Source organism: Neptunomonas japonica DSM 18939 (assembly GCF_000422765.1).
Classification (GTDB): Bacteria; Pseudomonadota; Gammaproteobacteria; order Pseudomonadales; family Balneatricaceae; genus Neptunomonas; species Neptunomonas japonica.
Genome location: NZ_AUGR01000028.1, coordinates 1 through 25,185, shown reverse-complemented (window position 1 = coordinate 25,185; position 25,185 = coordinate 1). Strand labels below are relative to the sequence as shown.

20 protein-coding genes, 2 tRNA genes and 1 rRNA gene are annotated in these 25,185 nt (G+C 45.1%); 3 read left to right on the top strand and 20 right to left on the bottom strand.

From position 1 onward, the window contains the following. Nucleotides 1-132 precede the first annotated feature (132 nt). Nucleotides 133-828, top strand: a complete 696-nt coding sequence (gene rsuA, locus G511_RS0116335) for a 16S rRNA pseudouridine(516) synthase RsuA (RefSeq protein WP_028470593.1) — start codon at nucleotides 133-135, stop codon at nucleotides 826-828. Then, nucleotides 825-1,874 (top strand): class I SAM-dependent methyltransferase, encoded by a 1,050-nt coding sequence (locus G511_RS0116330; RefSeq protein WP_028470592.1) that lies wholly within the window; start codon nucleotides 825-827, stop codon nucleotides 1,872-1,874. The genes rsuA and G511_RS0116330 overlap by 4 nt, the downstream gene beginning before the upstream one ends. 47 nt (nucleotides 1,875-1,921) lie before the next feature. On the opposite strand, the gene G511_RS0116325 is transcribed toward G511_RS0116330, so the two are convergent. The 16 genes from G511_RS0116325 to rlmE form a co-directional block, all read right to left on the bottom strand. After that, entirely contained in the window at nucleotides 1,922-3,139 is a 1,218-nt protein-coding gene (locus G511_RS0116325) for an NnrS family protein (protein ID WP_051222163.1), read from the bottom strand. Between the two features lie 132 nt (nucleotides 3,140-3,271). Further along, on the bottom strand, nucleotides 3,272-5,377 hold the full coding sequence (gene pnp / locus G511_RS0116320; protein ID WP_028470590.1) for a polyribonucleotide nucleotidyltransferase: 2,106 nt from the start codon (nucleotides 5,375-5,377) through the stop codon (nucleotides 3,272-3,274). Between the two features lie 207 nt (nucleotides 5,378-5,584). Beyond that, nucleotides 5,585-5,851, bottom strand: a complete 267-nt coding sequence (rpsO, locus tag G511_RS0116315) for a 30S ribosomal protein S15 (protein ID WP_028470589.1) — start codon at nucleotides 5,849-5,851, stop codon at nucleotides 5,585-5,587. 126 nt (nucleotides 5,852-5,977) lie between these two features. After that, nucleotides 5,978-6,928, bottom strand: a complete 951-nt coding sequence (gene truB, locus G511_RS0116310) for a tRNA pseudouridine(55) synthase TruB (RefSeq protein ID WP_028470588.1) — start codon at nucleotides 6,926-6,928, stop codon at nucleotides 5,978-5,980. A 3-nt stretch (nucleotides 6,929-6,931) separates the two neighbouring features. Next, nucleotides 6,932-7,327, bottom strand: a complete 396-nt coding sequence (gene rbfA / locus G511_RS0116305; RefSeq protein ID WP_028470587.1) for a 30S ribosome-binding factor RbfA — start codon at nucleotides 7,325-7,327, stop codon at nucleotides 6,932-6,934. Between the two features lie 9 nt (nucleotides 7,328-7,336). Beyond that, a complete protein-coding gene (gene infB, locus G511_RS0116300; RefSeq protein WP_028470586.1) occupies nucleotides 7,337-9,874 on the bottom strand; it encodes a translation initiation factor IF-2 in 2,538 nt (845 codons plus the stop codon). Between the two features lie 23 nt (nucleotides 9,875-9,897). Further along, nucleotides 9,898-11,388 carry a transcription termination factor NusA gene (gene nusA / locus G511_RS0116295; RefSeq protein WP_028470585.1) on the bottom strand — a complete coding sequence of 497 codons (1,491 nt, stop codon included), beginning with the start codon at nucleotides 11,386-11,388 and terminating at the stop codon, nucleotides 9,898-9,900. A 31-nt stretch (nucleotides 11,389-11,419) separates the two neighbouring features. Further along, a complete protein-coding gene (gene rimP / locus G511_RS0116290; protein ID WP_028470584.1) occupies nucleotides 11,420-11,875 on the bottom strand; it encodes a ribosome maturation factor RimP in 456 nt (151 codons plus the stop codon). A 123-nt stretch (nucleotides 11,876-11,998) separates the two neighbouring features. Next, nucleotides 11,999-12,075: transfer RNA gene (locus tag G511_RS0116285), tRNA-Met, on the bottom strand. 49 nt (nucleotides 12,076-12,124) lie between these two features. After that, nucleotides 12,125-12,210: transfer RNA gene (locus G511_RS0116280), tRNA-Leu, on the bottom strand. Between the two features lie 16 nt (nucleotides 12,211-12,226). After that, the gene (gene secG, locus G511_RS0116275) at nucleotides 12,227-12,586 is read right to left on the bottom strand and encodes a preprotein translocase subunit SecG (protein ID WP_028470583.1); all 360 of its coding nucleotides are present in this window, start codon (nucleotides 12,584-12,586) and stop codon (nucleotides 12,227-12,229) included. 5 nt (nucleotides 12,587-12,591) lie between these two features. Beyond that, nucleotides 12,592-13,353: a triose-phosphate isomerase gene (gene tpiA / locus G511_RS0116270; RefSeq protein WP_028470582.1), complete on the bottom strand. Its 762-nt coding sequence runs from the start codon at nucleotides 13,351-13,353 to the stop codon at nucleotides 12,592-12,594. A gap of 38 nt (nucleotides 13,354-13,391) precedes the next feature. Then, a complete protein-coding gene (glmM, locus tag G511_RS0116265; protein WP_028470581.1) occupies nucleotides 13,392-14,747 on the bottom strand; it encodes a phosphoglucosamine mutase in 1,356 nt (451 codons plus the stop codon). Further along, nucleotides 14,740-15,603 (bottom strand): dihydropteroate synthase, encoded by an 864-nt coding sequence (gene folP / locus G511_RS0116260; RefSeq protein ID WP_028470580.1) that lies wholly within the window; start codon nucleotides 15,601-15,603, stop codon nucleotides 14,740-14,742. The genes glmM and folP overlap by 8 nt, the downstream gene beginning before the upstream one ends. A 64-nt stretch (nucleotides 15,604-15,667) precedes the next feature. Continuing rightward, nucleotides 15,668-17,641: an ATP-dependent zinc metalloprotease FtsH gene (ftsH, locus tag G511_RS23165; RefSeq protein ID WP_036552272.1), complete on the bottom strand. Its 1,974-nt coding sequence runs from the start codon at nucleotides 17,639-17,641 to the stop codon at nucleotides 15,668-15,670. A gap of 85 nt (nucleotides 17,642-17,726) precedes the next feature. Further along, a complete protein-coding gene (gene rlmE, locus G511_RS0116250; RefSeq protein ID WP_028470579.1) occupies nucleotides 17,727-18,344 on the bottom strand; it encodes a 23S rRNA (uridine(2552)-2'-O)-methyltransferase RlmE in 618 nt (205 codons plus the stop codon). Between the two features lie 95 nt (nucleotides 18,345-18,439). Here rlmE and G511_RS0116245 point away from each other — a divergent pair, with 95 nt between their 5' ends. Further along, a complete protein-coding gene (locus tag G511_RS0116245; RefSeq protein WP_028470578.1) occupies nucleotides 18,440-18,742 on the top strand; it encodes a YhbY family RNA-binding protein in 303 nt (100 codons plus the stop codon). 30 nt (nucleotides 18,743-18,772) lie between these two features. Here G511_RS0116245 and greA read toward each other — a convergent pair whose 3' ends face one another. The 4 genes from greA to rrf form a co-directional block, all read right to left on the bottom strand. Continuing rightward, entirely contained in the window at nucleotides 18,773-19,249 is a 477-nt protein-coding gene (gene greA / locus G511_RS0116240) for a transcription elongation factor GreA (RefSeq protein WP_028470577.1), read from the bottom strand. A 10-nt stretch (nucleotides 19,250-19,259) separates the two neighbouring features. Then, nucleotides 19,260-22,466, bottom strand: coding sequence for a carbamoyl-phosphate synthase large subunit (gene carB / locus G511_RS0116235; RefSeq protein ID WP_028470576.1), 3,207 nt, complete (start codon nucleotides 22,464-22,466; stop codon nucleotides 19,260-19,262). Nucleotides 22,467-22,512: 46 nt separating this feature from the next. Continuing rightward, on the bottom strand, nucleotides 22,513-23,649 hold the full coding sequence (gene carA / locus G511_RS0116230) for a glutamine-hydrolyzing carbamoyl-phosphate synthase small subunit (protein ID WP_028470575.1): 1,137 nt from the start codon (nucleotides 23,647-23,649) through the stop codon (nucleotides 22,513-22,515). A gap of 1,239 nt (nucleotides 23,650-24,888) precedes the next feature. Beyond that, nucleotides 24,889-25,004: ribosomal RNA gene (gene rrf / locus G511_RS0116225) — 5S ribosomal RNA — on the bottom strand. Nucleotides 25,005-25,185 lie beyond the last annotated feature (181 nt).

The window sequence follows — 25,185 nt, the reverse complement described above, 5'->3', positions numbered from 1 at the left end:
CCGCAAGGCAGTATCCAGATGCATTCAAATCATTACCGATAGCGGCTTTTTCAAGCGAAGTTATAAATTTGATTATGAGACTCGCTTGAGCACGTTATAATGTATTTTTGTATTCAGGAAAATTGATCTGACATGCGTCTCGATAAATATTTATCTCAAGCTACCGGCCTCTCCAGAAAAGACATCAAACGCCTGCTGCATAAAGATTTGGCTAGCGTCAATGGAGTTGTTACGCGAGATGCGTCTCTTAAAATCTCAGACGATGACAATGTGGTCTTTCAAGACTCGGACATTGCAGCTCCCCGCCCTCGTTACTTTATGATGAACAAACCATACGGCTATGTTTGTTCTTCAGATGACCCAACCAATGCAACCGTCATGGGCCTGCTTATCGACGAGCCTCGTCCAAACGACCTTCACCTAGCCGGTCGACTTGATCTTGATACCACAGGTTTACTCTTGATCACTGATGACGGCCAGTGGTCACACAAACTTACATCACCAAAACACAAGCAAGGAAAACGTTACTTGCTGGAAACAGCTGACCCGATCCCTGAATCAGCCGTGGAGCAATTTGCCCAAGGTGTGCAGCTTCTAAATGAAAAACACCTCACTAAACCCGCTGAACTTGAAATCCTTGGTGTTGATGAAGCGCTCTTAACATTAACCGAAGGGCGTTATCACCAAGTTAAGCGAATGTTTGCAGCCATCGGCAATAAAGTCATCAAACTACACCGGGACCGGATTAGCCATATTGTGCTTGATGAATCTCTAGCGCCTGGTGAGTACCGCGAGTTGACTGAAGAAGAGATACATATAAGCAAATGAGTGCAGATAAAGCCTTTGACCTGCTGTATGCAGAATTTAAGCAGGTCAGTGACTCTTCGCTATGGGTAGTCGATGAGAACATTTCCACACAGACGACCCCTGCGGCGACGCCATTGATCTGTGCAATATCTAATCGCTTAGATATTGCACAGAGCTTACAGCGCCAAGGGTGGGATTGTAGTTTTAATGACTACCTACTCGAAGCCCTACCCGAAAAGCACTTTCACAATATTTTTTTACGCATTCCTAAAGAAAAAGCACAAGCACACTACGTTATTAATCAGGCACAACGCTTACTTGCCAATGGCGGCTCACTATATCTGAGTGGTTTAAAGCAAGAAGGCATTAAAGGCTTTATAGAGCGAGCAGGAACACTCACAAGTACTCCAGTACAAACATGGAAAGCTGACAAACAAACATGGGCTGGAAAAATCACCTTTGATAACACATCAGCTGCGCTCTTAGATGACAAATCCTATCGCAACCTTAGACAAACTCCTGGCGACTCAACTTTCAGTTTTTGGAGTAAACCGGGGATTTTCGGCTGGGATAAGATTGATAAAGGCAGTGAGCTGCTTATTCAGCACTTAAAAACACTCACGACAGGAGTCGGTCACATTGAGTCTACATTGGATATTGGTTGTGGCTACGGCTATCTAAGCCTACATGCAGCCAAACAACTCAATACTCGGATCACTGCAACAGATAACAATGCTGCCGCTATTCTCGCTTGCCAAACCAACCTTGAGCACTACCAACTTAATGGCAACGCAATAGCAGATAACTGCGCTGACAATATAAAACAACGTTTCTCGCTAGTAATATGTAACCCACCTTTTCATTCAGGATTTGGTGTGGAAAACGATTTAACTGATCGATTTTTAGACAGTGCGGCAAAACATTTAACAGCAGATGGGCTAGCCATTTTTGTCGTTAACTTGCACATCCCTCTAGAGCGTAAAGCCAGTCGTTACTTTACCCTATGTGAGACGCCCGTGGTCACTGATCACTTTAAGCTGGTTCGCCTATCTCAACCTAAACTATAACCTAGGCCCAGCAAACGCAGTTTGAATCGATACAGCAATATCACCAACTAATTTGGCTTTTTCCAGCTCGGCGCCGGTGAAATTAGAATCGGTACGTAGCGAATACAAAACAGTATGAATGCGACCACCCATATAACGCCTGCACTCAAAATAAAGTGATTATAAGCAACCCCACCTACCAAGGACGCAGCCGCTCTTAGCAATGCTGTTATGCTGATTAACACAAAGACAGCCGTCATCGTTTTACCCGCAACCAGTTCTCGCTGAGTGTGACCTAAGGCAGCCCGTGATGCTACACCGAGAATCATCCCTGCCATAGCGCCAATACCTATGGCATGTAATCCAGCAGAAACATTGATTAAACCTACAGCAGACAGCCCAAGTAAAATAAGCCCTGCACCTAACCATACAAAGCCTAAGTGCAATACCCACAACAAAGGCTCACCTAAGATTTGTATTCCCTGCCAGCGGCTGATGCGTGCCCACTGAGCTATACCTGCAAGGCACAATAAGCCACCTGTAACCATGCTAACCGGTACTGCTATCCAACTTACAGCCGCAACAACTAACAAGACGCTAACAAACATATCAAAACGATTAAATAGCATCGGCAATGGCTTGTCTGAATCGTTTTTTTGTTGAACCAGGTAGTTCCGCGTAAAAGAAGGAGTAATACGTCCTCCTATTAAAGCAATCATCAAGCTAACCTGCATAATTACACCACGTAATGCCATATCGCTATACGCAGCACCGTATTGATGCCCCAAATGAAACAGCAAATTGAAAACGCAGAATAAACCCAACATAACGATTATTTTGTAATTGCGCTTGTGTCCTCCGATAAAAATTTCACGGCCGATCAAGCCTGCCAACAAAACACCATAAAACAGATCCGCGGCCGCTACGACTGCGTAAGGCAACTCCGCAGACACAAGCATCGCTAAGCGGCCCAATACCCAAAAAAATACCAGTATAGCTAATGGCATACCACTAACGGGCAAACGGTTTGTCCATTTGGAAACGGCCGCAAGCAAGAAACCGCCAATGGCTGCACCAACAAAGCCAAACAGCATTTCATGTGCGTGCCACTGCGTGACAGGAACGGCAATAGAGGCGCCATACCAATAGCCTTTTAAAATAGCTAACCATAACCCCATTAGAATGACGCCGGCAGCTCCCACGCAAAGAAACAGCAACCGAAAGCCGTTGCTCAATAATGTATCCCAGCGAGATGCCGGATACTTTTCAAACATCAGAATAGCCATAATAGAGTCTCGATTCTTTTAAACATGCAATTATTATACATGTTAATACTCATTCTACATATAACTCATTAGAGGTAATTTCAGACACAAAAAAACCCTCTCTAGGAGGGCTTTTTATTAAATCAGAACAGCTTAGCCTTCTACAGACTCATCCTGAACTAGATCTTTCATAGACAGCTTAATACGACCGCGCATATCAACCTCTAACACCTTAACTTTAATGATGTCATCCATTTTCACGTAATCAGTTACTTTCTCAACACGCTTGTTGTCGATCTGAGAAATATGTACCAAACCATCTTTACCCGGCAAGATGTTCACAAATGCACCAAACTCTTCCAAGCGTACTACTTTACCTTCGTAGATCTTACCTACTTCAGCTTCAGCAGTAATTTCGATAACTTTATCTGTTGCTGCTTTAGCGGCGGCTTTATCAGCTGCATAAATACGTACAGTACCGTCATCTTCGATATCAATCATTGCGCCCGTTTCTTCGGTTAGAGCACGGATAGTCGCACCGCCTTTACCGATAACATCGCGAATTTTCTCAGGATTAATTTTCAACTGAGTCATCGCTGGAGCATTGTCTGGCAGCTCTGGACGAGCATAACCAATGACTTTAGCCATCTCTTTCAAGATATGGGTACGTGCATGTAGCGCTTGCTCCAATGCAATTTCCATAATCTCTTCAGTGATACCTGTGATTTTAATGTCCATTTGCAGTGCAGTAATACCTTGCTCAGTACCCGCTACTTTAAAGTCCATATCACCTAGGTGATCTTCATCACCCAAAATATCAGTCAGGATAGCGAATTTTTCGCCTTCTTTTACAAGACCCATAGCAATACCAGCTACCGGTGCCTTCAAAGGAACACCTGCATCCATCATCGCAAGAGAAGCACCACATACAGACGCCATTGAGCTAGAACCGTTAGATTCTGTTATCTCAGATACAACACGGATGGTATACGGGAATTCTTCCTGTGATGGCAACATAGCTGCGATACCACGACGAGCTAAACGACCATGACCAATTTCACGACGGCCAGTTGAACCAATACGACCAGCTTCACCTACAGAATATGGAGGGAAGTTGTAGTGAAGCATGAACGGATCTTTACGCTCGCCTTCCAGTGCATCAATAAACTGCTGGTCACGTGACGTACCAAGTGTACATGTCACGATAGACTGTGTTTCACCACGAGTGAACAATGAAGAACCGTGAGCACCTTTCAAAATATCAACTTCAACGTTGATTGGGCGAACAGTTTTCGTATCACGGCCATCAATACGTGGAGCGCCATCAACGATACGCTGACGAACAATCGTTTTCTCAACAGAGCTAACAACACCCGATACTTCTTTATCAGAAGGCTGACCTTCATCAGAACCAGATAATTCACCGATTGCTTTACTACGTAGGTCATTAAGTGTTGCTTGGCGCTGCATTTTATCAGCCACTTGGTAAGCATCAGAGATACCCTGACCAACCAAAGTGTTTACTTGTGCAATCAAGGTTTCATTTTTAGCTGCAGGCTGCCAGTCCCATGTAGGTTTACCAGCTTCAGCTTTCAATTCACTGATTGCATTGATAACGACTTGCATCTCAGTGTGAGCGTAAAGAACAGCACCCAACATTTCATCTTCTGTCAGTTCTTTTGCTTCTGATTCCACCATCAGAACTGCATCAGTAGTACCAGCAACAACCATGTCTAGTTCAGACTCAGCAAGCTGCTCATAAGTAGGGTTAAGAATATAACCCTGCTCTTCAGTGAAACCTACACGCGCACCACCCACTGGGCCAACAAATGGAATACCAGAGATAGACAGAGCAGCAGAAGTACCGATCATTGCTGCGATATCTGGATCATTGTTCTTATCAGCAGACATCACAGTACAGATTACCTGTACTTCATTCATGAAGCCTTTTGGGAAAAGCGGACGAATCGGACGGTCAATCAAGCGTGATGTAAGTGTTTCTTTCTCTGACGGACGTGCTTCACGTTTAAAAAACCCACCAGGAATTTTACCAACAGAATACGTTTTTTCGATGTAATGAACGGACAGTGGAAAAAAACCCTGACCTTCTTTGGCTTCTTTAGCACCAACAACGGTACATAAAACCTGAATCTCGCCCATCGTTACTAATACAGCACCTGTTGCTTGACGAGCAACACGGCCTGTTTCTAATGTGACCTGTTGGCCACCGAATTCAAATGTCTTTGTAATCGCTTGCACGAATATAACCTCTCGTTTAATAAACAAATGCCTGTCAGAGAGAAATCGAATTCCATACCATCTTAAGGCCAGTACTCATTTGCACTCTATCAAAACTATAGAGGATTGATTAAGCACAAATGAGTACAGGCTGGTTGAAAACATTCTCTTTTTAAACAGGCGGATAAAACAAAGGCCATACAGTGTATGGCCTTTGGAAAAACAGTCTTAGCGACGCAGACCCAAACGGCCAATTACTGTCAAATAACGATCTGCATCGTTCTTTTTCAAGTAATCAAGCAATTTACGGCGCTGGTTTACCATGCGAATCAGACCACGACGTGAATGGTGATCATGTTTGTGAGACTTGAAATGGCCCTGCAGAGTCTCGATGTTTGCAGTTAGCAAAGCAACCTGTACTTCTGTAGAACCTGTATCACCTTCGCTACGGCCGTAATCTGCTACGATCTGCGCTTTCTGTTCAGCTGTTAACATCTATTTTGCTCCAGTCTAATATGCGGACAGCTTCTGCTGTCGGATTATAGGACACGGTGAACCGAGCATATTATCAGTTCATCGCCATCATTTGCTGCCATCTGGCATCCAAACATTTTAGGAATGCTAGTTATTTGTCGACATTAAACGTCTTGAAACTAACTGGCCTTCCTGAGTTATCTCGCCAATACCAAGAAATTTCCCAGTATCTTTTTCTTGTATTCTTACAAGCGGCTGCGCAGCCATATCAAGGTCAATGACAATGCCATTTAATACACGCGCACATTGCTCTGCTTCCAGCTCAATGAGAGGTGTGTCCTCAATTGCTGACCACGGCGCTAATAATAGCGCATCTAAGCGCTCTTGTATGCTCTGAGGGGGTTCATCAGGCGTCATTGGAGCAGCTATTTTTTGCAATTGCTCCAAGGTAATCATGCTTTGTGCCTGATAGGGCCCTGAATCTAAACGACGCAATACTTTAACGTGAGCACCACAACCAAGATACAAACCTAAATCTTCTACAATCGAGCGAATATAGGTGCCTTTCGTACAGTGTATATCCAGATCGACCTCATCACCGCGAAAGTCGAGAATCTCAATATTTAAAATAGTAACTTGTCGTCGCTTAACTTCAACAGTAATGCCTTGTCTAGCCAACTTATACAAAGGCTGACCATTATGTTTCAAGGCCGAGAACATCGAAGGAACCTGCTCAATCTCACCGGTAAAATGCTCTTCAAGCAAAGATTGAATTAGCTCACATGTAACGTGCTCTCCGATATCTGCCGTTGCAATTACCTGCCCATCCGCATCACTGCTATCAGTTCTGATACCTAGTTTTGCAGTGGTTTGATAGCGTTTATCAGCATTTAGAAGAAATTGAGAGAATTTGGTGGCTTCCCCGAAAGTAAGAGGAAGCATACCCGTCGCTAACGGGTCAAGCGCACCGGTATGCCCCGCTTTCGCGGCACCATAAATGCGCTTTACACCTTGCAGAACATAGTTGGAACTAACGCCCTGCGGTTTATCAAGCAGAAAAATGCCGTCCACTGGACGGCCTTTATGTCGCCGGCCCACTACCTAATCCTCTTCTGAGTCATCTTTCTCACGAATTTCGCGAGAAGCTTTCTCTATAAGACTATGTATATGGCGGCCACGCTCCACACTTTTATCAAAGTGGAAACGCAGTTGCGGCATCACACGCAGCTGTATTTTATTCGACAGCTCATGCCTGAGAAAACCGGCCGCATTACGCAGCACTTCAAGAGAACACTTAATAGCATCCTCTTGAGTTTGCTCTCCCAGAGGGAAAACAGTGATATATACATCAGCAAAGCCTAGATCTTTAGCAACCTTAACATAGCTGATAGTCACCATCCCTATACGTGGGTCTTTGACTTCAAGTTGAATCAGCTGAGCCAGATCTCGTTGCATCTGGTCAGCGATTCTTTGAGTACGACTAAATTCGCGTGCCATACTACTCCGTTACAATGTGCGTTGAACTTCAACAACCGAGAATACTTCGATCTGGTCGCCGACTTTAACGTCATTATAGTTTTTCACACCGATACCACATTCCATACCCTGACGAACTTCGCTCACGATGTCCTTAAAGCGACGTAGTGATTCCAGCTCACCTTCGTAAATAACAACGTTTTCACGCAGTACACGAATACGCTTGTTACGGAACACAGTACCTTCAGTCACCATACAACCGGCTACTAGACCCAGTTTAGGTGAACGGAAGACATCACGTACTTCAGCAATACCGACTATTTCTTCACGGAACTCAGGTGACAACAAGCCTGTCATTGCCTGCTTAACATCATCAATGATGTTATAGATGACACTGTAATAACGTAGCTGTATACCTTCGCGAGAAATGATCGCCTTAGCCTGAGCGTCTGCACGTACATTGAAACCAACAACTAATGCAGATGACGCTAGCGCAAGGTTGGCTTCTGTTTCAGAAATACCACCGACACCGCTAGAAACTATAACAACTTTTACTTCATCAGTAGAAAGCTCTTCAAGCGCATTTGTTAATGCTTCCAAAGACCCCCTTACATCAGCTTTAAGAACAATATTTAAGTTCTTAACATCACCGGCTTCCATATTGGCAAACAGGTTCTCAAGCTTAGACGCATGCTGACGCGCAAGTTTGATGTCACGGTATTTTCCTTGACGAAATAGAGCAACTTCACGTGCTTTCTTCTCGTTAGAAACAACAGTGAACTCATCACCTGCGCCTGGCGTTCCATCAAGACCTTGGATCTCAACAGGAATGGCTGGACCCGCTTCTTCAACTGGCTTACCGTTCTCATCCATCATTGCTCTGATACGGCCATAATGCAGTCCTGCTAGAACAATATCACCTTTCTTCAAGGTTCCATTTTGTACAAGCAGCGTAGCAACCGGACCACGTCCTTTATCCAGACGTGACTCAACAACAACACCTTGACCCGGTGCATTGTTAACCGCTTTCAGTTCTAGTACTTCAGCTTGCAGCAATACAGCTTCTAATAAGGCATCGATGCCTTCGCCTGTTTTCGCAGATACCGGAATGAACTGTACATCACCACCCCAATCTTCTGGAATAACATCACGCTGAGCTAGTTCGTTTTTAACACGATCAGGATCGGCGTCTTCTTTATCCATTTTGTTGACCGCAATAACTAGAGGCACGCCCGCAGCTTTAGCATGCTGAACGGCTTCTTCTGTCTGAGGCATAACGCCATCATCAGCAGCAACAACAAGGATAACGATATCTGTTAACTTAGCACCACGAGCACGCATCGCTGTAAAAGCAGCATGCCCTGGAGTATCCAAGAAAGTAACCATACCGTTGTCTGTTTCTACGTGATATGCACCGATATGCTGGGTAATACCACCCGACTCACCAGCGGCAACACGCGTGCGACGAATAGAGTCAAGCAACGATGTTTTACCATGGTCAACATGTCCCATAACCGTCACGATAGGTGCACGACCGTGTAGCTCACCCTGCGACTGCTGAATGCTTTCCATCAACGCTTCTTCGATGGCATTTTCAGCCATTGGCTTAGCAACGTGACCCATCTCTTCAACAACCAGTACCGCTGTATCTTGGTCAATCACCTGGTTAATAGTCGCCATAGCGCCCATTTTAAACATAACCTTGATGACTTCAGCCGCTTTTACTGACATTTTCTTGGCCAGTTCAGCAACAGTAATACTTTCAGGTACAGCAACATCATGAACTTTCGGAGCCTGTGGCTCGGTGAATCCATGAGCATTGTCTAGCTGATGAGCGGTCTTAGCGCGACCCTTCATGTTATTACGTGAAAGTTTACCGCCACGACGAGCGCCTTTTGCATCACTACCACCGCGTGAATTGCGGCCATGAGATGCTTTAGCTGGCTTCTTGTCTTCTCCACGGAATGACTTTTTCTTATCATCCTGAGAAGGCGCTGCTTTTGCTGCTGGTTTAGGAGCTGCTGCAGGTCGAGGCGCAGATTTAGGTGCTGGTTTAGCCGCTTCCTGAGGCTTAGGCGCTGGTTTAGCAGCTGCAGCTGTTTTAGCTACTTCTGCTGCTTTAGCATCCGCCTCAGCTTTCACTTTAGCCTCTGCTTCTTTAGCTGCCGTTTCTTGCTCAAGCTTCAAGCGTTCTGCATCCAAACGTGCGGCTTCTTCAGCAGCAGCCTTATCAGACTCTGTTGCATCGCCTTCTACATCAGCACGTTTGACATAAGTACGTGTTTTACGCACTTCTACATTAACCGTTTTTTTCTTACCTGATGCGCCAGCTACTTTTAACTGAGAAGTAGTAGAGCGCTTCAATGTAATCTTTTTAGGTGAAGCAACATTTTCGTCTTCTTCACCATGTGATCTTTTAAGATGGTTCAATAATGTCTGTCTTTCGGTTTCCGAAACCAGAGATTCATCTTTTTTACCTGCGATTCCCGCTTCCTGCATTTGCGCTAATAAACGCTCAACGGGAACACCAACCACACCGGCAAGTTGTTTAACAGTGACTTCTGCCATATTGGTATATCTCCTCCGCTGAATTAGACTTCATCCGCAAACCATGGCGCACGCGCGGTCATGATTAACTCTGCAGCCTTTTCTTCGTTCATACCTTCAACATCTAGAAGTTCTTCAACAGATTGCTCTGCCAAATCTTCCATGGTAATCACGCCATTAGCCGCAAGCAGGAAAGCCAAATGGCGATCCATACCTTCCATTTCCAGCAGATCTGCTGCTGGTTCGGATTTCTCGAGCTGTTCTTCACTCGCTAGAGCTATATTCAGCAGTGCGTCTTTCGCTCGAGTACGAAGCTCATTCACTAAATCTTCATCAAAGCCGTCAATTTCTAACATCTCATCGACTGGCACATAAGCCACCTCTTCCAAGGTGGTAAATCCTTCTTCAACCAGCACTGACGCAACATCTTCATCAAGATCCAGATGTTTCATCAAAACTTCCATGACAGAACCCATTTCAGACTGCTGTTTCTCTTCAGCGGCCTCAACTGTCATGACGTTCAGCTCCCAACCGGTGAGCTCTGATGCTAATCGAACGTTCTGGCCACTTCGGCCAATAGCCATTGCAAGCGATTCTTGCGCTACAGCAACATCCATTGAATGTGTTTCTTCATCAACAACAATGGAAGCAACTTCAGCAGGAGACATGGCATTAATTACCAACTGCGCAGGGTTATCATCCCAGAGGATAATATCAACACGCTCGCCACCTAGTTCATTAGAAACCGCCTGAACACGCGCACCACGCATACCAACACACGCACCGACAGGATCTATGCGGCCATCGTTAGTTTTAACTGCAATTTTTGCACGCGAGCCAAGATCTCTTGCAGCCGCTCTGATTTCTATAACTTGCTCAGAAATCTCAGGCACTTCAATCTTGAAAAGCTCTATCAGCATTTCTGGGCAAGCACGACTTAGCACCAACTGAGGGCCACGCCCTTCAGCACGAACTTCCGTCAAGACTGCACGAACACGATCGCCCATACGGAACACTTCACGAGGTAAAACGTTATCACGTGGCAATAATGCTTCTGCGTTATTACCTAGATCAACGATGATATTATCGCGCGTTACTTTCTTCACGCTCGCTGAAATCAGCTCGCCAAGACGATCACGATAAAGATCTACAACTTTTGCTCGCTCTGCTTCACGTACTTTTTGTACGATAACCTGCTTAGCGGTTTGTGCAGCAATACGCCCAAACGCAACAGATTCAATTTGTTCTTTATGAATGTCACCTGGTTGCAGCTTAGGATCGATTTCCTCTGCTTCTTCCATGGTTAATTCTGTACCCAATAAAGGTACATCGTCATTACTGACTACTTTCCAGCTGCGAAAAGTATCATAACCGCCAGTTATACGGTCTATGATGACAATTACATCAGCCTCTTCATCAAAACGTTTTTTAGTCGCTGTTGCTAATGCCAGTTCAATCGCTTCAAAAATAACATCTTTTGGGACGTCTTTTTCGTTCGATACTGCTTCTGCAACCAGTAGAATCTCTTTATTCATGCTACTGCCTCGCCAATCCCCGAATGTATCGTTAAAACTGCGGAATAACCTGAGCCCGATCGATCAAATCAATCGGTAACAAAAACTCTTCATCGTCCACAACCAGCAGAATATCTTCGCCCTCAATGCCATTTAAGATCCCTTTAAAGTTTCGTCTGCCATCAAATGGTACGCGAAGACGAATTTGAACTTTGCTTCCTGCAAAGGCATTGAATTGCTCCAATGTAAATAGCGGCCTATCCATCCCAGGGGAAGACACTTCTAATGTATAGACACCGCTAATAGGGTCTTCTACATCAAGTATTCCACTGATTTGATGGCTCACTGCCGCGCAATCATCCACAGAGACACCCTCTTCACGCTCTATATAGACACGTAAGGTGCTGTGTTTACCCTGTGAGATGTGATCAATACCCCATAGCTGACAGTCAAGTGACTCTACTATAGGTTTTAACATCTCTTGTAATAATTTCAGCTTTGCTGACACCCACTAACCTCTAACTTTCGTAAAGCAGAAATAAAAAATGGGTCTTTATAAGACCCATTTCTGCGAAATCAAACTTAACCATACTTACGAAAAAGCCCCTAAAAAGGGGCTATTTCAAAAATATGGTAGCGGGGGCCGGATTTGAACCAACGACCTTCGGGTTATGAGCCCGACGAGCTACCAGACTGCTCCACCCCGCATCAGAAACAGGCGCATATTATACATATAATACGTACCTTTGCAAACATATGGTGCCCAAGGCCGGACTCGAACCGGCACAGCCATAAGCCACTACCCCCTCAAGATAGCGTGTCTACCAATTCCACCACTTGGGCTTTACTCTTTAACGACCTAGTTCGCCGTTGGAATATCTGTCTCTACTGGCACTTCAATTTTAGGCTCATCTAAAACAGGCAAAGTAGACTGCTCTTCCAGTACTGCTTCAACTGTAGGAATGCCCGCATCACCAACAGAGCCAGCTTGCTCCTTGGCATAAATAGCCAATACAAAACTTGTCGCAAACAAAGCCGTTGCAAGCACTGCCGTCATACGACTTAAAAAATTTCCTGACCCCTGACTACCAAAAACCGTCTGGGATGCGCCGCTACCAAATGCAGCGCCGGCCTCAGCACCTTTACCCTGCTGCAATAGCACCAGAGCAATAATACCAGCAGCAAGAACAACATGAGCAGCAAGAACCAGAGTTTCCATATTACCTACCGTTTAAGCACTTCTGCAGCCGCACTGCAGATAGCTAAAAATTCATCGACCTTCAATGAAGCTCCTCCAACAAGACCGCCATCAATATCAGGCTGAGAGAAAAGCTCCTGCGCATTAGCAGCGTTAACACTGCCGCCATACAGTACCGACATATTACTCGATACTTCTTTACCTGCTATCTCCGCAACTAAGTTACGAATTAGCTCATGAACTTCTTGTGCCTGCAATGGGGAAGCCGTTTTACCGGTACCTATTGCCCAAACAGGCTCATATGCAATAACCACATTAGAAATCTGCTCTGCACTTAGCAGACTCAAACCCACTTTTACCTGAGTAGCTATAACATCAGAATATTTACCACCATCCCTATCTTCGAGCGTCTCACCAACACATAAGATAGGTGTGAGATGATTTTCTAACGTAGCAACAACTTTTTTTGCTACAAGCAAATCATCTTCACCAAATACTGCACGCCTCTCTGAATGCCCGAGAATCACATACTCGCAACCCACATCAGATATCATCGATGCAGACAACTCGCCTGTATAAGCACCCGAGTTTTCATAAAAAAGATTTTGTGCGCCAACTTTTACTGCTTTTGCTTGCTGAATTGCTTCATGCAAATACACAGAAGGCGGGAAGACGACAGCCTTTACAGATTCGGAAAAACCAGCGTTATTTAGCGCTAATAACATCTCACCAACAAACTGCTGCGAGCCATTCATTTTCCAATTTCCAGCGACTATTAAGTCACGCATCGCCATCCTCCATAAAAGAGGCGCAAATATTAACCGAGTTACTCGTGGCTGACAAGCGCTTCAAGCGCTTTTCCTACCTCTTTCGCCAACTCTTCACAGAGTTTTTGAATAAACTCTTTATCTTCGCCTTCTAACATCACTCTAACAAGCGGCTCCGTGCCTGAAGGACGTAACAATACTCGACCAGAGTTGCCCAACTGAGCTTCGACATCCTTTACTGCTTGCTGAATAGACTCAACACTACGAATATCAACTTTTGCAGTGGTGCGAACGTTAATCATCACCTGCGGCATTTTATGCATGCCTTTTTTCAAGTCATGCAAATCTTTACCTGATTCAAGCATTGCCCTAAGTACCTGAAGCGCAGAAATGGTGCCATCTCCTGTAGATGTCAGGTGACGACACACAACATGCCCGGAACTCTCTCCACCTAAAACCCAATCATTTTCTGCCAAGAGTGCCATTACGTAACGGTCACCAACATTAGCTCGAACAAAAGGTATATCTAGCTTAGCCAATGACTGCTCTAGCCCGAAATTACTCATTAAGGTGCCAACAACCCCACCTTGCAGAACTCCGCGCTGATGCATTCTCTCAGCTATGATAAATAGCGCCTCATCTCCATCAATAACTTCACCTAGGTGATCCACCATCATGAGGCGATCACCATCTCCATCCAAAGCAATACCAAGGTCCGCTTTCTCAGCAACTACTACTTTTTGTAATCGCTGCGGAGCCGTCGCACCACAAGCTTCATTAATATTTAAACCATCAGGAGACGACGCAACTTCAATAACGTTAGCACCCAGCTCTGACAATACGGCCGGCGCCACATGATAGGTCGCACCATTCGCACAGTCCAAGACGATGTTAAGGCCTGACAAGTTAAAACCAACTGGAACGGAAGATTTACAAAACTCTATATATCGACCTGGCGCATCTTCTATACGCCTCGCCTTACCTAGGCTGGCCGAATCAACCGTTGTCATCACCAAGTCCATCTGAGCTTCAATAGCGTGCTCTATCTCATCAGGCAGTTTCGTGCCTTCTGCTGAAAAGAACTTAATACCATTATCTCCGTAGGCATTATGCGATGCAGAAATAACAATCCCAGCATTGGCTTGGAAGGTTCTGGTCAAATAAGCGATTGCCGGTGTTGGCATTGGCCCCGTGAGTAAGACATCAACACCCGCAGCAGACAGACCAGCCTCTAGAGCCGACTCAAACATATACCCAGAAATGCGTGTGTCTTTACCTATTAAAATCTTACTACGACCTTCACGAGCAAACACTTTACCTGCAGCCCAGCCCAGCTTGAGCATAAAATCAGGGGTAATCGGAAACTGTCCCACACGACCTCGAATACCATCTGTACCAAAATACCTTTTACTCACACCATTCTCCTCTTTCATGCATAACAGCTTCGGTCATACGTACAACATCTACTGATTCTAATACATCATGAACACGGATAATTTTAGCTCCCTTCATGACGCCAATGGCCACTGTGGCCAAACTGCCTGGTAATCTCTGATCAACTGCTCGATCCAACACTCCAGCAATCATACTTTTTCGCGAAGTCCCTATAAGAAGAGGCAAAGCAAAATCATGTAAAGCATCCAAACGGTTCAGTAGCGCCAAATTATGCTCAAGCGTTTTACCAAAACCAAACCCCGGATCTAACAACAACCGCGCCGAGGCTATACCCGCTTCTGCACATGCTTTAATTCGCTCATGGAAAAACGCAGCCACCTCATCAATAACATTAGTATAGATGGGAGCATCCTGCATATCTTGCGGAGAGCCCTTCATATGCATGAGACAAATGGGTAGCCCAGTCTCAGCCGCCGCCTCCAATGCCCCCGGAACACTTAATGCTCGGACATCATTAATAATACCCGCACCTAATTGTGCCGCATTGATTATGACTTCAGGCTGACTCGTATCAACTGAAATCAATACATCTAGCTCTTTAGATATAATATCGACAATAGGGAGGACACGATCGAGCTCTTCTTGAAGCGTAACTTTTTTCGCGCCTGGGCGAGTTGACTCACCACCCACATCGATGATGGAAGCCCCCTCTTTTACCATCTGAGCAGCACGCTCCAATGCGTTCTCAACCGACAACTTATTGTGCTTAAACAGCTCGCCACCATCAGAAAAAGAGTCGGGGGTGACATTCAAAATACCCATCACATGCACATACTGAAGGTTTAGCGCCCGTGACCCACACTGTAATATAGTCATTTTCCGCCTACATATAAAAAAACCGGATGCTCTACACATCCGGTTCTTTTTAACTCAATTACGCTTAAACTGTTTTTCCATCTTCATCTACATCACCTGCGCCATCATCAGATGGTTTCACAGGCTTATCAGCATCAGCTGACGGAGAATCTACCTCAGACTGCTCATCAGAAGCAGGTGTGTCTGAATCACTGCCCGCCGCTGGAGTATCATTTTCGTCCACCCAGTCTTCAGGAGGAGTAACATCTTTACGCTCCATCAATTCAGTTATCTGCTCACTGTTGATCGTTTCATACTTCATCAGCGCCTGCGTCATACTCTCAAGTATGTCACGATTATCATCGAGAAGAGTGGTAGCCTGCGTATAGCACTCATCAATAATTTTACGTACTTCAGCATCGATACGGCGCTGCGTCTCTTCAGCTAACGGCTTAGCCCCTTGACCATAACCTCGACCAAACGGATCATCACCTTCTTCATCGTATAGCAATGGACCTAACTCTTCAGACAGGCCCCATTTCGTTACCATGTTTCGAGCCATTGACGTTGCGCGCTGAATATCATTAGAAGCACCCGTAGTCACGCCATCTTTACCTAGCGTCATCTCTTCTGCAATTCGACCACCATAGAGAGAACAAATATTAGAGATGATGGTAGATCGGCTATAGCTGTAGCGATCTTCTTCAGGTAAAAACATAGTCACACCCAACGCACGTCCACGTGGTATGATCGAAACCTTATAAACAGGATCATGCTCAGGCATCAAACGACCAACAATCGCGTGTCCCGATTCATGATATGCAGTGTTCAAGCGCTCTTTGTAAGACATAACCATAGATTTACGCTCAGCGCCCATCATGATTTTATCTTTGGCTTTTTCAAACTGCTCCATTCCTACTGTACGCTTGCTGTCACGAGCCGCAAAGAGAGCCGCCTCATTAACCAAGTTAGCAAGATCAGCACCAGAGAACCCCGGTGTACCACGCGCAATCAACTCAGGCTTAACATCATCACCGATAGGCACTTTACGCATATGCACTTTTAGGATTTGTTCACGGCCACGAATGTCCGGCAAACTAACATGTACTTGGCGGTCAAAACGACCTGGGCGCAGTAGCGCAGGGTCTAACACATCGGGTCGGTTAGTCGCTGCAATAACGATTACGCCTTCCGTTCCTTCAAAGCCATCCATCTCAACAAGTAACTGGTTGAGTGTTTGCTCACGCTCATCATTTCCGCCGCCCATACCCACACCACGGCTACGACCAACAGCATCAATTTCATCGATGAAGATAATACATGGAGCATGCTTCTTGGCTTGTTCGAACATGTCACGCACTCGAGATGCACCTACACCCACGAACATTTCAACAAAGTCAGAACCGGAGATAGAGAAGAACGGTACTTTCGCTTCACCCGCAATAGCTTTTGCCAACAGAGTTTTACCCGTACCAGGGCTACCCGCCATCAACACACCACGTGGGATATGCCCACCTAGACGCTGAAATTTCCCTGGATCACGTAGATATTCAACCAGTTCCGCCACTTCTTCTTTGGCTTCTTCTACACCAGCCACATCGTCAAACGTAGTCTTTATTTGATCTTCGCTCATCATGCGCGCTTTTGATTTACCAAAAGACATTGGGCCGCCTTTACCGCCGCCGCCCTGCATCTGTCGCATAAAGAACATAAATATTGCGATGATGATCAATATTGGGAATGACGCAACGAGGAGTTGTGTCCAAACACTTTGCTGCTCAGGCTGCTTACCTTCGACAACAACATTGTGGGAAAGCAAATCATCTACTAGCTTAGGATCCTGTAAAGCAGGGCGAATTGTCTGAAAACGCTCACCATTACTGCGCTGTCCATGAATGGTGTATCCATCTATCACTACTTTAGAAACTCGGTCAGACTGAACCTCAGTCACAAAATCCGAATAAGTCACGCGGCCTGGATCGCTTTCGGCGCTGAAATTATTGAAGACCGTCAACAAGACCGCCGCAATAACCAACCAGAGAACCAGATTCTTTGCCATATCGTTCAAAAGACAACCCTCAATTTAATAGCGTCATAAAGCATCGGATAAACTACATCAGTTTAGATGCTTTGACTAATAAAACTCATTTAAAGCCTCGCCCGATTATATAAACTTCTCGCGACCTCGCACGTGAAGAATCGGGCTTACGCGTAACTACTCGATCAAAATTTGCGCGGACGTCCATCAAATACTGATCAAAACCTTCACCCTGAAACACTTTCGCTACAAAATTGCCTTTCGGTTTCAGAACGTCTTTTGCCATCTCCAGTGCTAGTTCAACTAAATACATAGCCGCTGGTTGATCAATAGAGTTCATACCACTCATATTGGGGGCCATATCAGAAATTACAAGGTCTGCTAATTCACCATCCATTACAGCGAGGATTTCATTAAGCACTGACTCTTCAGTAAAATCACCCTGAACAAACTCAACACCTGCCAAAGAGTCCATAGGAAGAATGTCAGATGCCACCACACGGCCATTATCTCCAACAAGATCTGCCGCAATTTGTGACCAGCCACCAGGAGCAGCACCTAGATCAACCACTGTCATGCCTTTTTTAAACAGGTTATCCTTTTCCTGTATGTCTAAAAGCTTGAAACTGGCGCGCGAACGGTAGCCTTTCTCTTTAGCTAGTTTGACGTACGAATCATCAAAATGTTCCTTCAGCCACGCTTTACTCGTTTTTGATCTTGCCACTAATTTTTCTCTATAGTTTTACGCTGAGCCCGTCTCAGGTAGAATATACTTTTTAAATGTGGCCCAGCCACCCCAAATGAGATGTCTATTTTAGTATGAGCCTGACACCCGAGCAAAAGAAACAATATCGCACCATCGGTCATAGCCTGAATCCACTTGTGACCATCGCAGGAAAAGGGATGACAGAAAACATTCAGTTGGAGGTGGATAGAGCGCTTGAAGACCACGAGCTTATTAAAGTGAAGTTCGCAGTTGGCGACAGAGATATGAAAAAGCAATTAATTAAAGAGCTTTGCACTATCGTTGAAGCCACTATTGTTCAGGAGATAGGCAATATAGCCTTAATTTATCGTCCTGCACTGCAACCTAACCCCAAACTATCTAACCTTTTACGTTAAAAAAAGCCGCCCAAAAAGGCGGCTTTTTTGTTAAAGGTGTAACACCTCTTCTATCTCATATTCGACAACACCGTTCGGTGTTTGAATACCGGCTACATCACCTTCGCTCTTGCCGATCAAGCCTCGAGCAATTGGCGAGTTAACTGACAACTTGCCAATTTTAATATCTGCCTCATCATCACCTACGATCTGATAACGTACAGTCTCATCAGTATCACAGTTAATAATAACCACAGTCGTTCCAAATATTACTTTCCCAGAACATGGAATCGCTGTTACATCAATCACTTGTGATTGTGAAAGCTTACTTTCCAGTTCTTGAATACGCCCTTCAATGAAACCTTGCTCTTCACGTGCAGCATGATATTCAGCGTTTTCTTTTAGGTCACCATGTTCACGTGCATCAGCTATGGCCTGAATAACACGTGGACGATCGGCAGTTTTAAGGGTAACGAGCTCTTCACGAAGCGCTTTTTCGCCACCCACTGTCATAGGAACACGACTCATTAGTTAGTCCTCAATGCAAATCTTGTAAACGACGAACTACTTTCTCTTCACCATACTCAAGCGCCATAGTAACCGCTTCAGCTCCGGCCAGAGTTGTAGTGTAAGGGACCTTATGCTGTAACGCACTACGACGAATTTCTGCCGAGTCCGCTGTTGCTTTACGCCCTTCCGTTGTATTTACAACATAAGCAATGTCGCCATTCTTTATCATATCAATGATATTTGGACGCCCCTCAGTCACTTTATTGACAACATCAACTGGCAAGCCATGTTCTTTAAGGAAGGCCGCTGTTCCGCCAGTGGCAACTAGTGAGAAGCCAAGAGCCAGCATTGATTTAGCAACAGGCACTGCGCCTTCTTTATCCACGTTGCGTACTGATATAAAAGCTTTTCCTGATTGCGGCATTTTTTCGCCTGCACCAATCATTGCTTTCATAAATGCCTCGCCGAAGGTTTCTCCGGTTCCCATTACTTCACCCGTAGACTTCATCTCAGGAGAAAGAACAGGATCAACACCTTGAAACTTATTGAACGGGAACACCGCTTCTTTTACGTGGAAATATTCAGGAATGATCTCTTCAGTAAAGCCGATCTCAGTGAGCTTTTTACCAATCATGACTAAAGCTGCTACCTTAGCTAAAGAAACACCAATGCATTTCGATACAAAAGGAACAGTACGAGATGCACGAGGGTTCACCTCGATCACATAAATCTCACCGTCCTGATACGCTAGCTGTGTGTTCATTAAGCCAACAACGCCTAATTCAAGCGCCATTCTCTTTACCTGATCACGCATCTCATCCTGAACATCTTTAGGAAGATTGTAAGGAGGGAAAGAGCAAGCAGAGTCACCCGAGTGCACGCCAGCCTGTTCAATATGCTGCATAATCGCACCAATGACGACTGTTTCACCGTCACATATAGCATCGATATCAACTTCAATAGCTGCATTTAAGAAGTGATCAAGCAGCACTGGCGCTTCATTAGAAACTTGAACAGCTTCTTTCATGTAACGACGCAACTCAGATTCTTTATAAACGATCTCCATTGCGCGGCCACCCAATACATAGGAAGGGCGAACCACTAAAGGATAACCAATTTTTTCTGCTTCGATAACCGCTTGCTCAAGCGAGCGAACCGTTGAGTTTTCAGGCTGCTTCAAGCCAAGACGCTGTAACATTTGCTGGAACTGCTCACGATCTTCCGCACGATCAATTGCTTCAGGAGAGGTACCAATAATCGGCACACCAGCCTGCTCTAGAGCTACGGCGAGCTTGAGCGGCGTTTGGCCACCAAACTGAACAATAACGCCTTTAGGCTTCTCTACATCAACAATTTCCAACACATCTTCAAGCGTGATCGGCTCAAAGAACAGACGATCAGATGTATCGTAGTCGGTAGATACAGTTTCAGGGTTACAGTTAACCATAATGGTTTCAAAGCCAGCTTCACGCGCGGCAAGAGCAGCATGAACACAGCAGTAATCAAACTCGATACCTTGACCGATACGGTTAGGACCACCGCCAATCACCATGATTTTTTCACGATCAGATGGATTAGCTTCGCATTCTTCTTCATACGTTGAATACATGTAAGCCGTATCTGTCGAGAACTCAGCTGCACAGGTATCAACACGCTTAAAGACAGGACGAATATTCAAATTATGACGGTGTTTACGGAACTGCTTCTCGCTCACGCCTAAGAGTGTCGCTAAACGCGCATCAGAAAAGCCTTTACGCTTCAACCGATAGACTTTATCTGCATCAAGCTCAGTCAGCGTCATTTTTGAAACCCGCTGCTCGTCTTGAATAAGGTCTTCTATCTGCACTAAGAACCACGGGTCAATACCAGAAATGCTATACAGCTCTTCAACTGTCATTCCCATACGGAACGCATCTCCTAGATACCAAATACGCTCGGCTCCAGGCTGCTTCATTTCACGCACAATGTCTGAACGCGCATCTTCACTATCAAGGTCAACGATAGGATCAAAACCTGTAGCGCCCACTTCTAGGCCACGCAAAGCTTTCTGCAAAGACTCTTGCTGTGTACGGCCAATAGCCATTACCTCCCCCACAGATTTCATCTGAGTGGTGAGTCGGTCATTTGCTTGCGGGAATTTTTCAAATGTAAAACGAGGAATTTTCGTAACAACATAATCAATAGCCGGCTCGAAAGACGCGGGAGTAGCGCCACCGGTAATATCATTCTGTAGCTCATCCAGTGTATAGCCTATAGCTAATTTTGCTGCAACTTTAGCTATAGGGAAACCTGTCGCTTTTGACGCCAAAGCTGAAGAGCGAGAAACGCGTGGGTTCATCTCGATGACAACCATACGGCCATCCAGCGGATTAACACCAAATTGTACGTTAGAGCCGCCCGTTTCAACGCCTATCTCACGCAGTACTGCCAATGAAGCATCTCGCATGATCTGATATTCTTTATCAGTTAATGTCTGAGCAGGAGCAACAGTAATAGAATCGCCGGTATGTACACCCATCGCATCGAAGTTTTCAATTGCACAAATGATGATGCAGTTATCGTTTTTGTCACGAACAACTTCCATCTCATACTCTTTCCAACCGATCAACGATTCATCGATCAATAGCTCATTCGTTGGTGAGAGGTCTAATCCACGTTCGCAGATTTCAAGAAACTCTTCCATGTTATAAGCAATACCGCCACCACTCCCCCCCATCGTAAACGATGGACGTATAATACATGGGAAGCCAAGCTGAGCCTGAACTTGTTGAGCTTCTTCGATACTGTGAGCAATGGCTGCGCGGGGACATTCCAGACCAATTTTCTTCATCGCTTTATCAAAACGAGAGCGGTCTTCTGCCTTATCGATGGTATCGGCATTAGCCCCGATCATTTCAACACCGAATTCAACCAAAACACCTTCGCGTTCAAGATCAAGAGCACAGTTCAGCGCTGTTTGCCCACCCATAGTCGGCAACAATGCATCTGGGCGTTCTTTCTCGATAATCTTAGCGACAGTTTCCCAAGTAACTGGCTCGATATAAGTTGCATCGGCCATTGCTGGGTCAGTCATAATGGTAGCAGGGTTAGAGTTAACCAAAATAACTCTGTAACCTTCTTCACGCAGCGCTTTACACGCCTGCGCACCAGAATAATCGAACTCACATGCCTGACCGATAATGATCGGCCCGGCTCCTAAAATCAGTATGCTTTTTAAATCTGTGCGTTTTGGCATTGTATAAACCGGTCGAATCTAATTACTTAGCTGATCAATATATCAATCAGGCGTTTTTACTTTTTCTCATCTCTGTTACAAAACGATCAAACAGAGGCGCCACATCGCGTGGTCCAGGGCTCGCTTCAGGGTGCCCCTGAAAACTAAACGCTGGGCGGTCTGTACGCTCAATTCCTTGCAGGGACTGATCAAATAGTGACTTATGAGTAGCACGAATCGTATCAGGCAAGCTTGTTTCATCTACAGCAAAACCGTGGTTCTGACTGGTGATCATCACTCGCGTTGTATCGATATCCTGTACAGGATGGTTCGCACCGTGATGCCCAAACTTCATTTTGACAGTTTTGGCTCCGGAAGCTAAAGCCAGCAACTGATGGCCAAGACAGATACCAAAAACAGGCACATCTGTTTTACATATTTCCTGAATAGCAGAAATAGCGTAGTCGCAAGGTTCAGGATCACCAGGGCCGTTCGATAAAAACACACCATCCGGGGATAAACCAAGAACTTCTGAAGCAGGCGTCTGTGCAGGTACGACGGTTACACGACAGCCCCTTTCTACCAACATTCTTAAGATATTGCGCTTCACACCAAAATCATAAGCAACAACATGATACGGTTGAGTCGTAGCGTCTTTTTCTTCATGGCCTTTGCCTAGCTGCCAAGTAGATGAATTCCACTCGTACTTCTCGGAAACGCTAACTTCTTTAGCTAAATCCATGCCTTTCAAGCCAGGAAATGCCTTAGCTTGCGCTAGTGCAGACTCTTCATCCACAGCTCCGGCCATAATGCAGCCGTTTAGGCAGCCTTTTTCACGAAGAATACGTGTTAAACGACGCGTATCAATATCTGCAATACCCACAATATTATGGTCTTTCAAATACTGATCTAAAGTTTTCTGACTTCTAAAATTACTCGCAACAAGCGGTAAATCACGAATCACCAGCCCTGACACCCATGTGCTAGCTGATTCCTCGTCCTCATCATTCGTGCCGACATTACCTACATGTGGATAAGTTAATGTCACTATTTGTCTGCAATAGGAAGGGTCTGTCAGAATTTCTTGATAACCGGTCATGGATGTGTTGAAAACAACTTCACCACTGGATTGACCGTCCGCGCCAATAGCAATACCCCTGAAAATACTGCCGTCTTCAAGGGCCAGAATGGCTGGTCTTGTCAATTGAACCTCCCCGCGTGTGCTGCGACTTTACAGAAAACTATATACGACACCTGAAAAAAAACGAGGTGCAACCTCGCTTTAAAACCGGAATTCTTGGTGCTACCTACATACAGCAGGTAAACGGCGGTATTCTAGTCGATCCATGAAGCGCTGTCCATGCTCCCTCCTAGACTTCCCTACCTTACTTCATAAAATCACCACACTATATTCATATGCTCTTCAAACTAAATTCGGCAATCTACAAATAATGCCTGCGATGCATATATCTCATTTGACCCGTGCAACCACAATATCTCTTTTTATAACATTGAGTATTTTAGTTGTTTCAGTGTATTGGTCGTTACAAAAACTTGAGCAAGCATTCACAAAATTTCCAACAACTTCAACAGATCACCCAAGATACAATTACTCTCCCTATTAACGACTACCTCCACTCAAGTAATATCAACCAGCTCAACAAAACCTCAGAGAACATCTCCGCACTCATACATCGCTTAAGCTTGGAGTTTTCGAGGCCTCAGTCTGCAAAAACGAATACCTTATCCACAATAAAAAAACTTAGCAGTGATTTATCCCTAGCTCTAAAAGTCGCAGTGAAACCATCGAATCCTGAAACCTTACTGGTTTTATCAGAATAAGAAACCTCCGACAGACTCAGTACGTTAGTAGAAATTAATAATCAACATCGAAATACTGAGCGTCAAAAAGCGTACCGCCTAAGAACCTCTGAACGCCAAAGTAAATTGCTAAACCTCACAATGCTCGCCAAGAAATGTTTGATAATAAAACAAGCAAGTCATTCAAACTGTTCTCGAGAGCCAGAGACAAGAAGCCGCGAAACTAGAAAGCATGATGCCTCCCATGTGTATAAGTCAAACCCACCATAGACGGAAAGTGATGACATAAGTGCACTAATGGGATGAGTAACAGAAGGCAACCCTCAGCGGGTCAAACAATCTCACTGAAGTAATAGAAAAAAGCCATGCCACACAAGAAGCAACGAGCCAGATAGAGGAAATCAGCATCTCATTCCTACCAGTAGGCGCTCAAACGACAACGCAAAAGCCAGCGAATCGAAATATAAAATCGAGATGGGAGTAGAACAGTTATACCAAACTTACTAGAGCTTAAAGAATCTAGTACTGGGAATAAACAACACTTAGCGATCAATAGATATATGCCCCAACTCCAGACATAAAAAAACCCTGATCACGAAGTGATCAGGGTTCTCTATTAAAAGCTTGGCGATGACCTACTCTCACATGGGGAGACCCCACACTACCATCGGCGCTAAAACGTTTCACTTCTGAGTTCGGGATGGGATCAGGTGGTTCCATTTCGCTATGGTCGCCAAGCATAAACTGTCACAACATGGATTCGATGAATTTCTGTGTCTTTGTCTGTTTAACAAGCGCTAGTCTGTAATCTTATCTGTTACTACATGCTTCCCACACGCCTTTGGCGTTATATGGTCAAGCCTCACGAGCAATTAGTACTGGTTAGCTCAACGCCTCGCAGCGCTTCCACACCCAGCCT

What these genes read in the sequence shown, in the direction of transcription:
- rbfA (WP_028470587.1), bottom strand. Translation starts at nt 7,327, where the DNA reads ATGGCACGCGAATTTAGTCGTACTCAAAGAATCGCTGACCAGATGCAA.
- greA (WP_028470577.1), bottom strand. Translation starts at nt 19,249, where the DNA reads ATGAGTCGTGTTCCTATGACAGTGGGTGGCGAAAAAGCGCTTCGTGAA.
- rsuA (WP_028470593.1), top strand. Translation starts at nt 133, where the DNA reads ATGCGTCTCGATAAATATTTATCTCAAGCTACCGGCCTCTCCAGAAAA.
- ftsH (WP_036552272.1), bottom strand. Translation starts at nt 17,641, where the DNA reads ATGGCAAAGAATCTGGTTCTCTGGTTGGTTATTGCGGCGGTCTTGTTG.
- nusA (WP_028470585.1), bottom strand. Translation starts at nt 11,388, where the DNA reads ATGAATAAAGAGATTCTACTGGTTGCAGAAGCAGTATCGAACGAAAAA.
- folP (WP_028470580.1), bottom strand. Translation starts at nt 15,603, where the DNA reads ATGACTATATTACAGTGTGGGTCACGGGCGCTAAACCTTCAGTATGTG.
- rpsO (WP_028470589.1), bottom strand. Translation starts at nt 5,851, where the DNA reads ATGTTAACAGCTGAACAGAAAGCGCAGATCGTAGCAGATTACGGCCGT.
- carB (WP_028470576.1), bottom strand. Translation starts at nt 22,466, where the DNA reads ATGCCAAAACGCACAGATTTAAAAAGCATACTGATTTTAGGAGCCGGG.
- infB (WP_028470586.1), bottom strand. Translation starts at nt 9,874, where the DNA reads ATGGCAGAAGTCACTGTTAAACAACTTGCCGGTGTGGTTGGTGTTCCC.
- secG (WP_028470583.1), bottom strand. Translation starts at nt 12,586, where the DNA reads ATGGAAACTCTGGTTCTTGCTGCTCATGTTGTTCTTGCTGCTGGTATT.
- G511_RS0116330 (WP_028470592.1), top strand. Translation starts at nt 825, where the DNA reads ATGAGTGCAGATAAAGCCTTTGACCTGCTGTATGCAGAATTTAAGCAG.
- tpiA (WP_028470582.1), bottom strand. Translation starts at nt 13,353, where the DNA reads ATGCGTGACTTAATAGTCGCTGGAAATTGGAAAATGAATGGCTCGCAG.
- G511_RS0116245 (WP_028470578.1), top strand. Translation starts at nt 18,440, where the DNA reads ATGAGCCTGACACCCGAGCAAAAGAAACAATATCGCACCATCGGTCAT.
- G511_RS0116325 (WP_051222163.1), bottom strand. Translation starts at nt 3,139, where the DNA reads ATGGCTATTCTGATGTTTGAAAAGTATCCGGCATCTCGCTGGGATACA.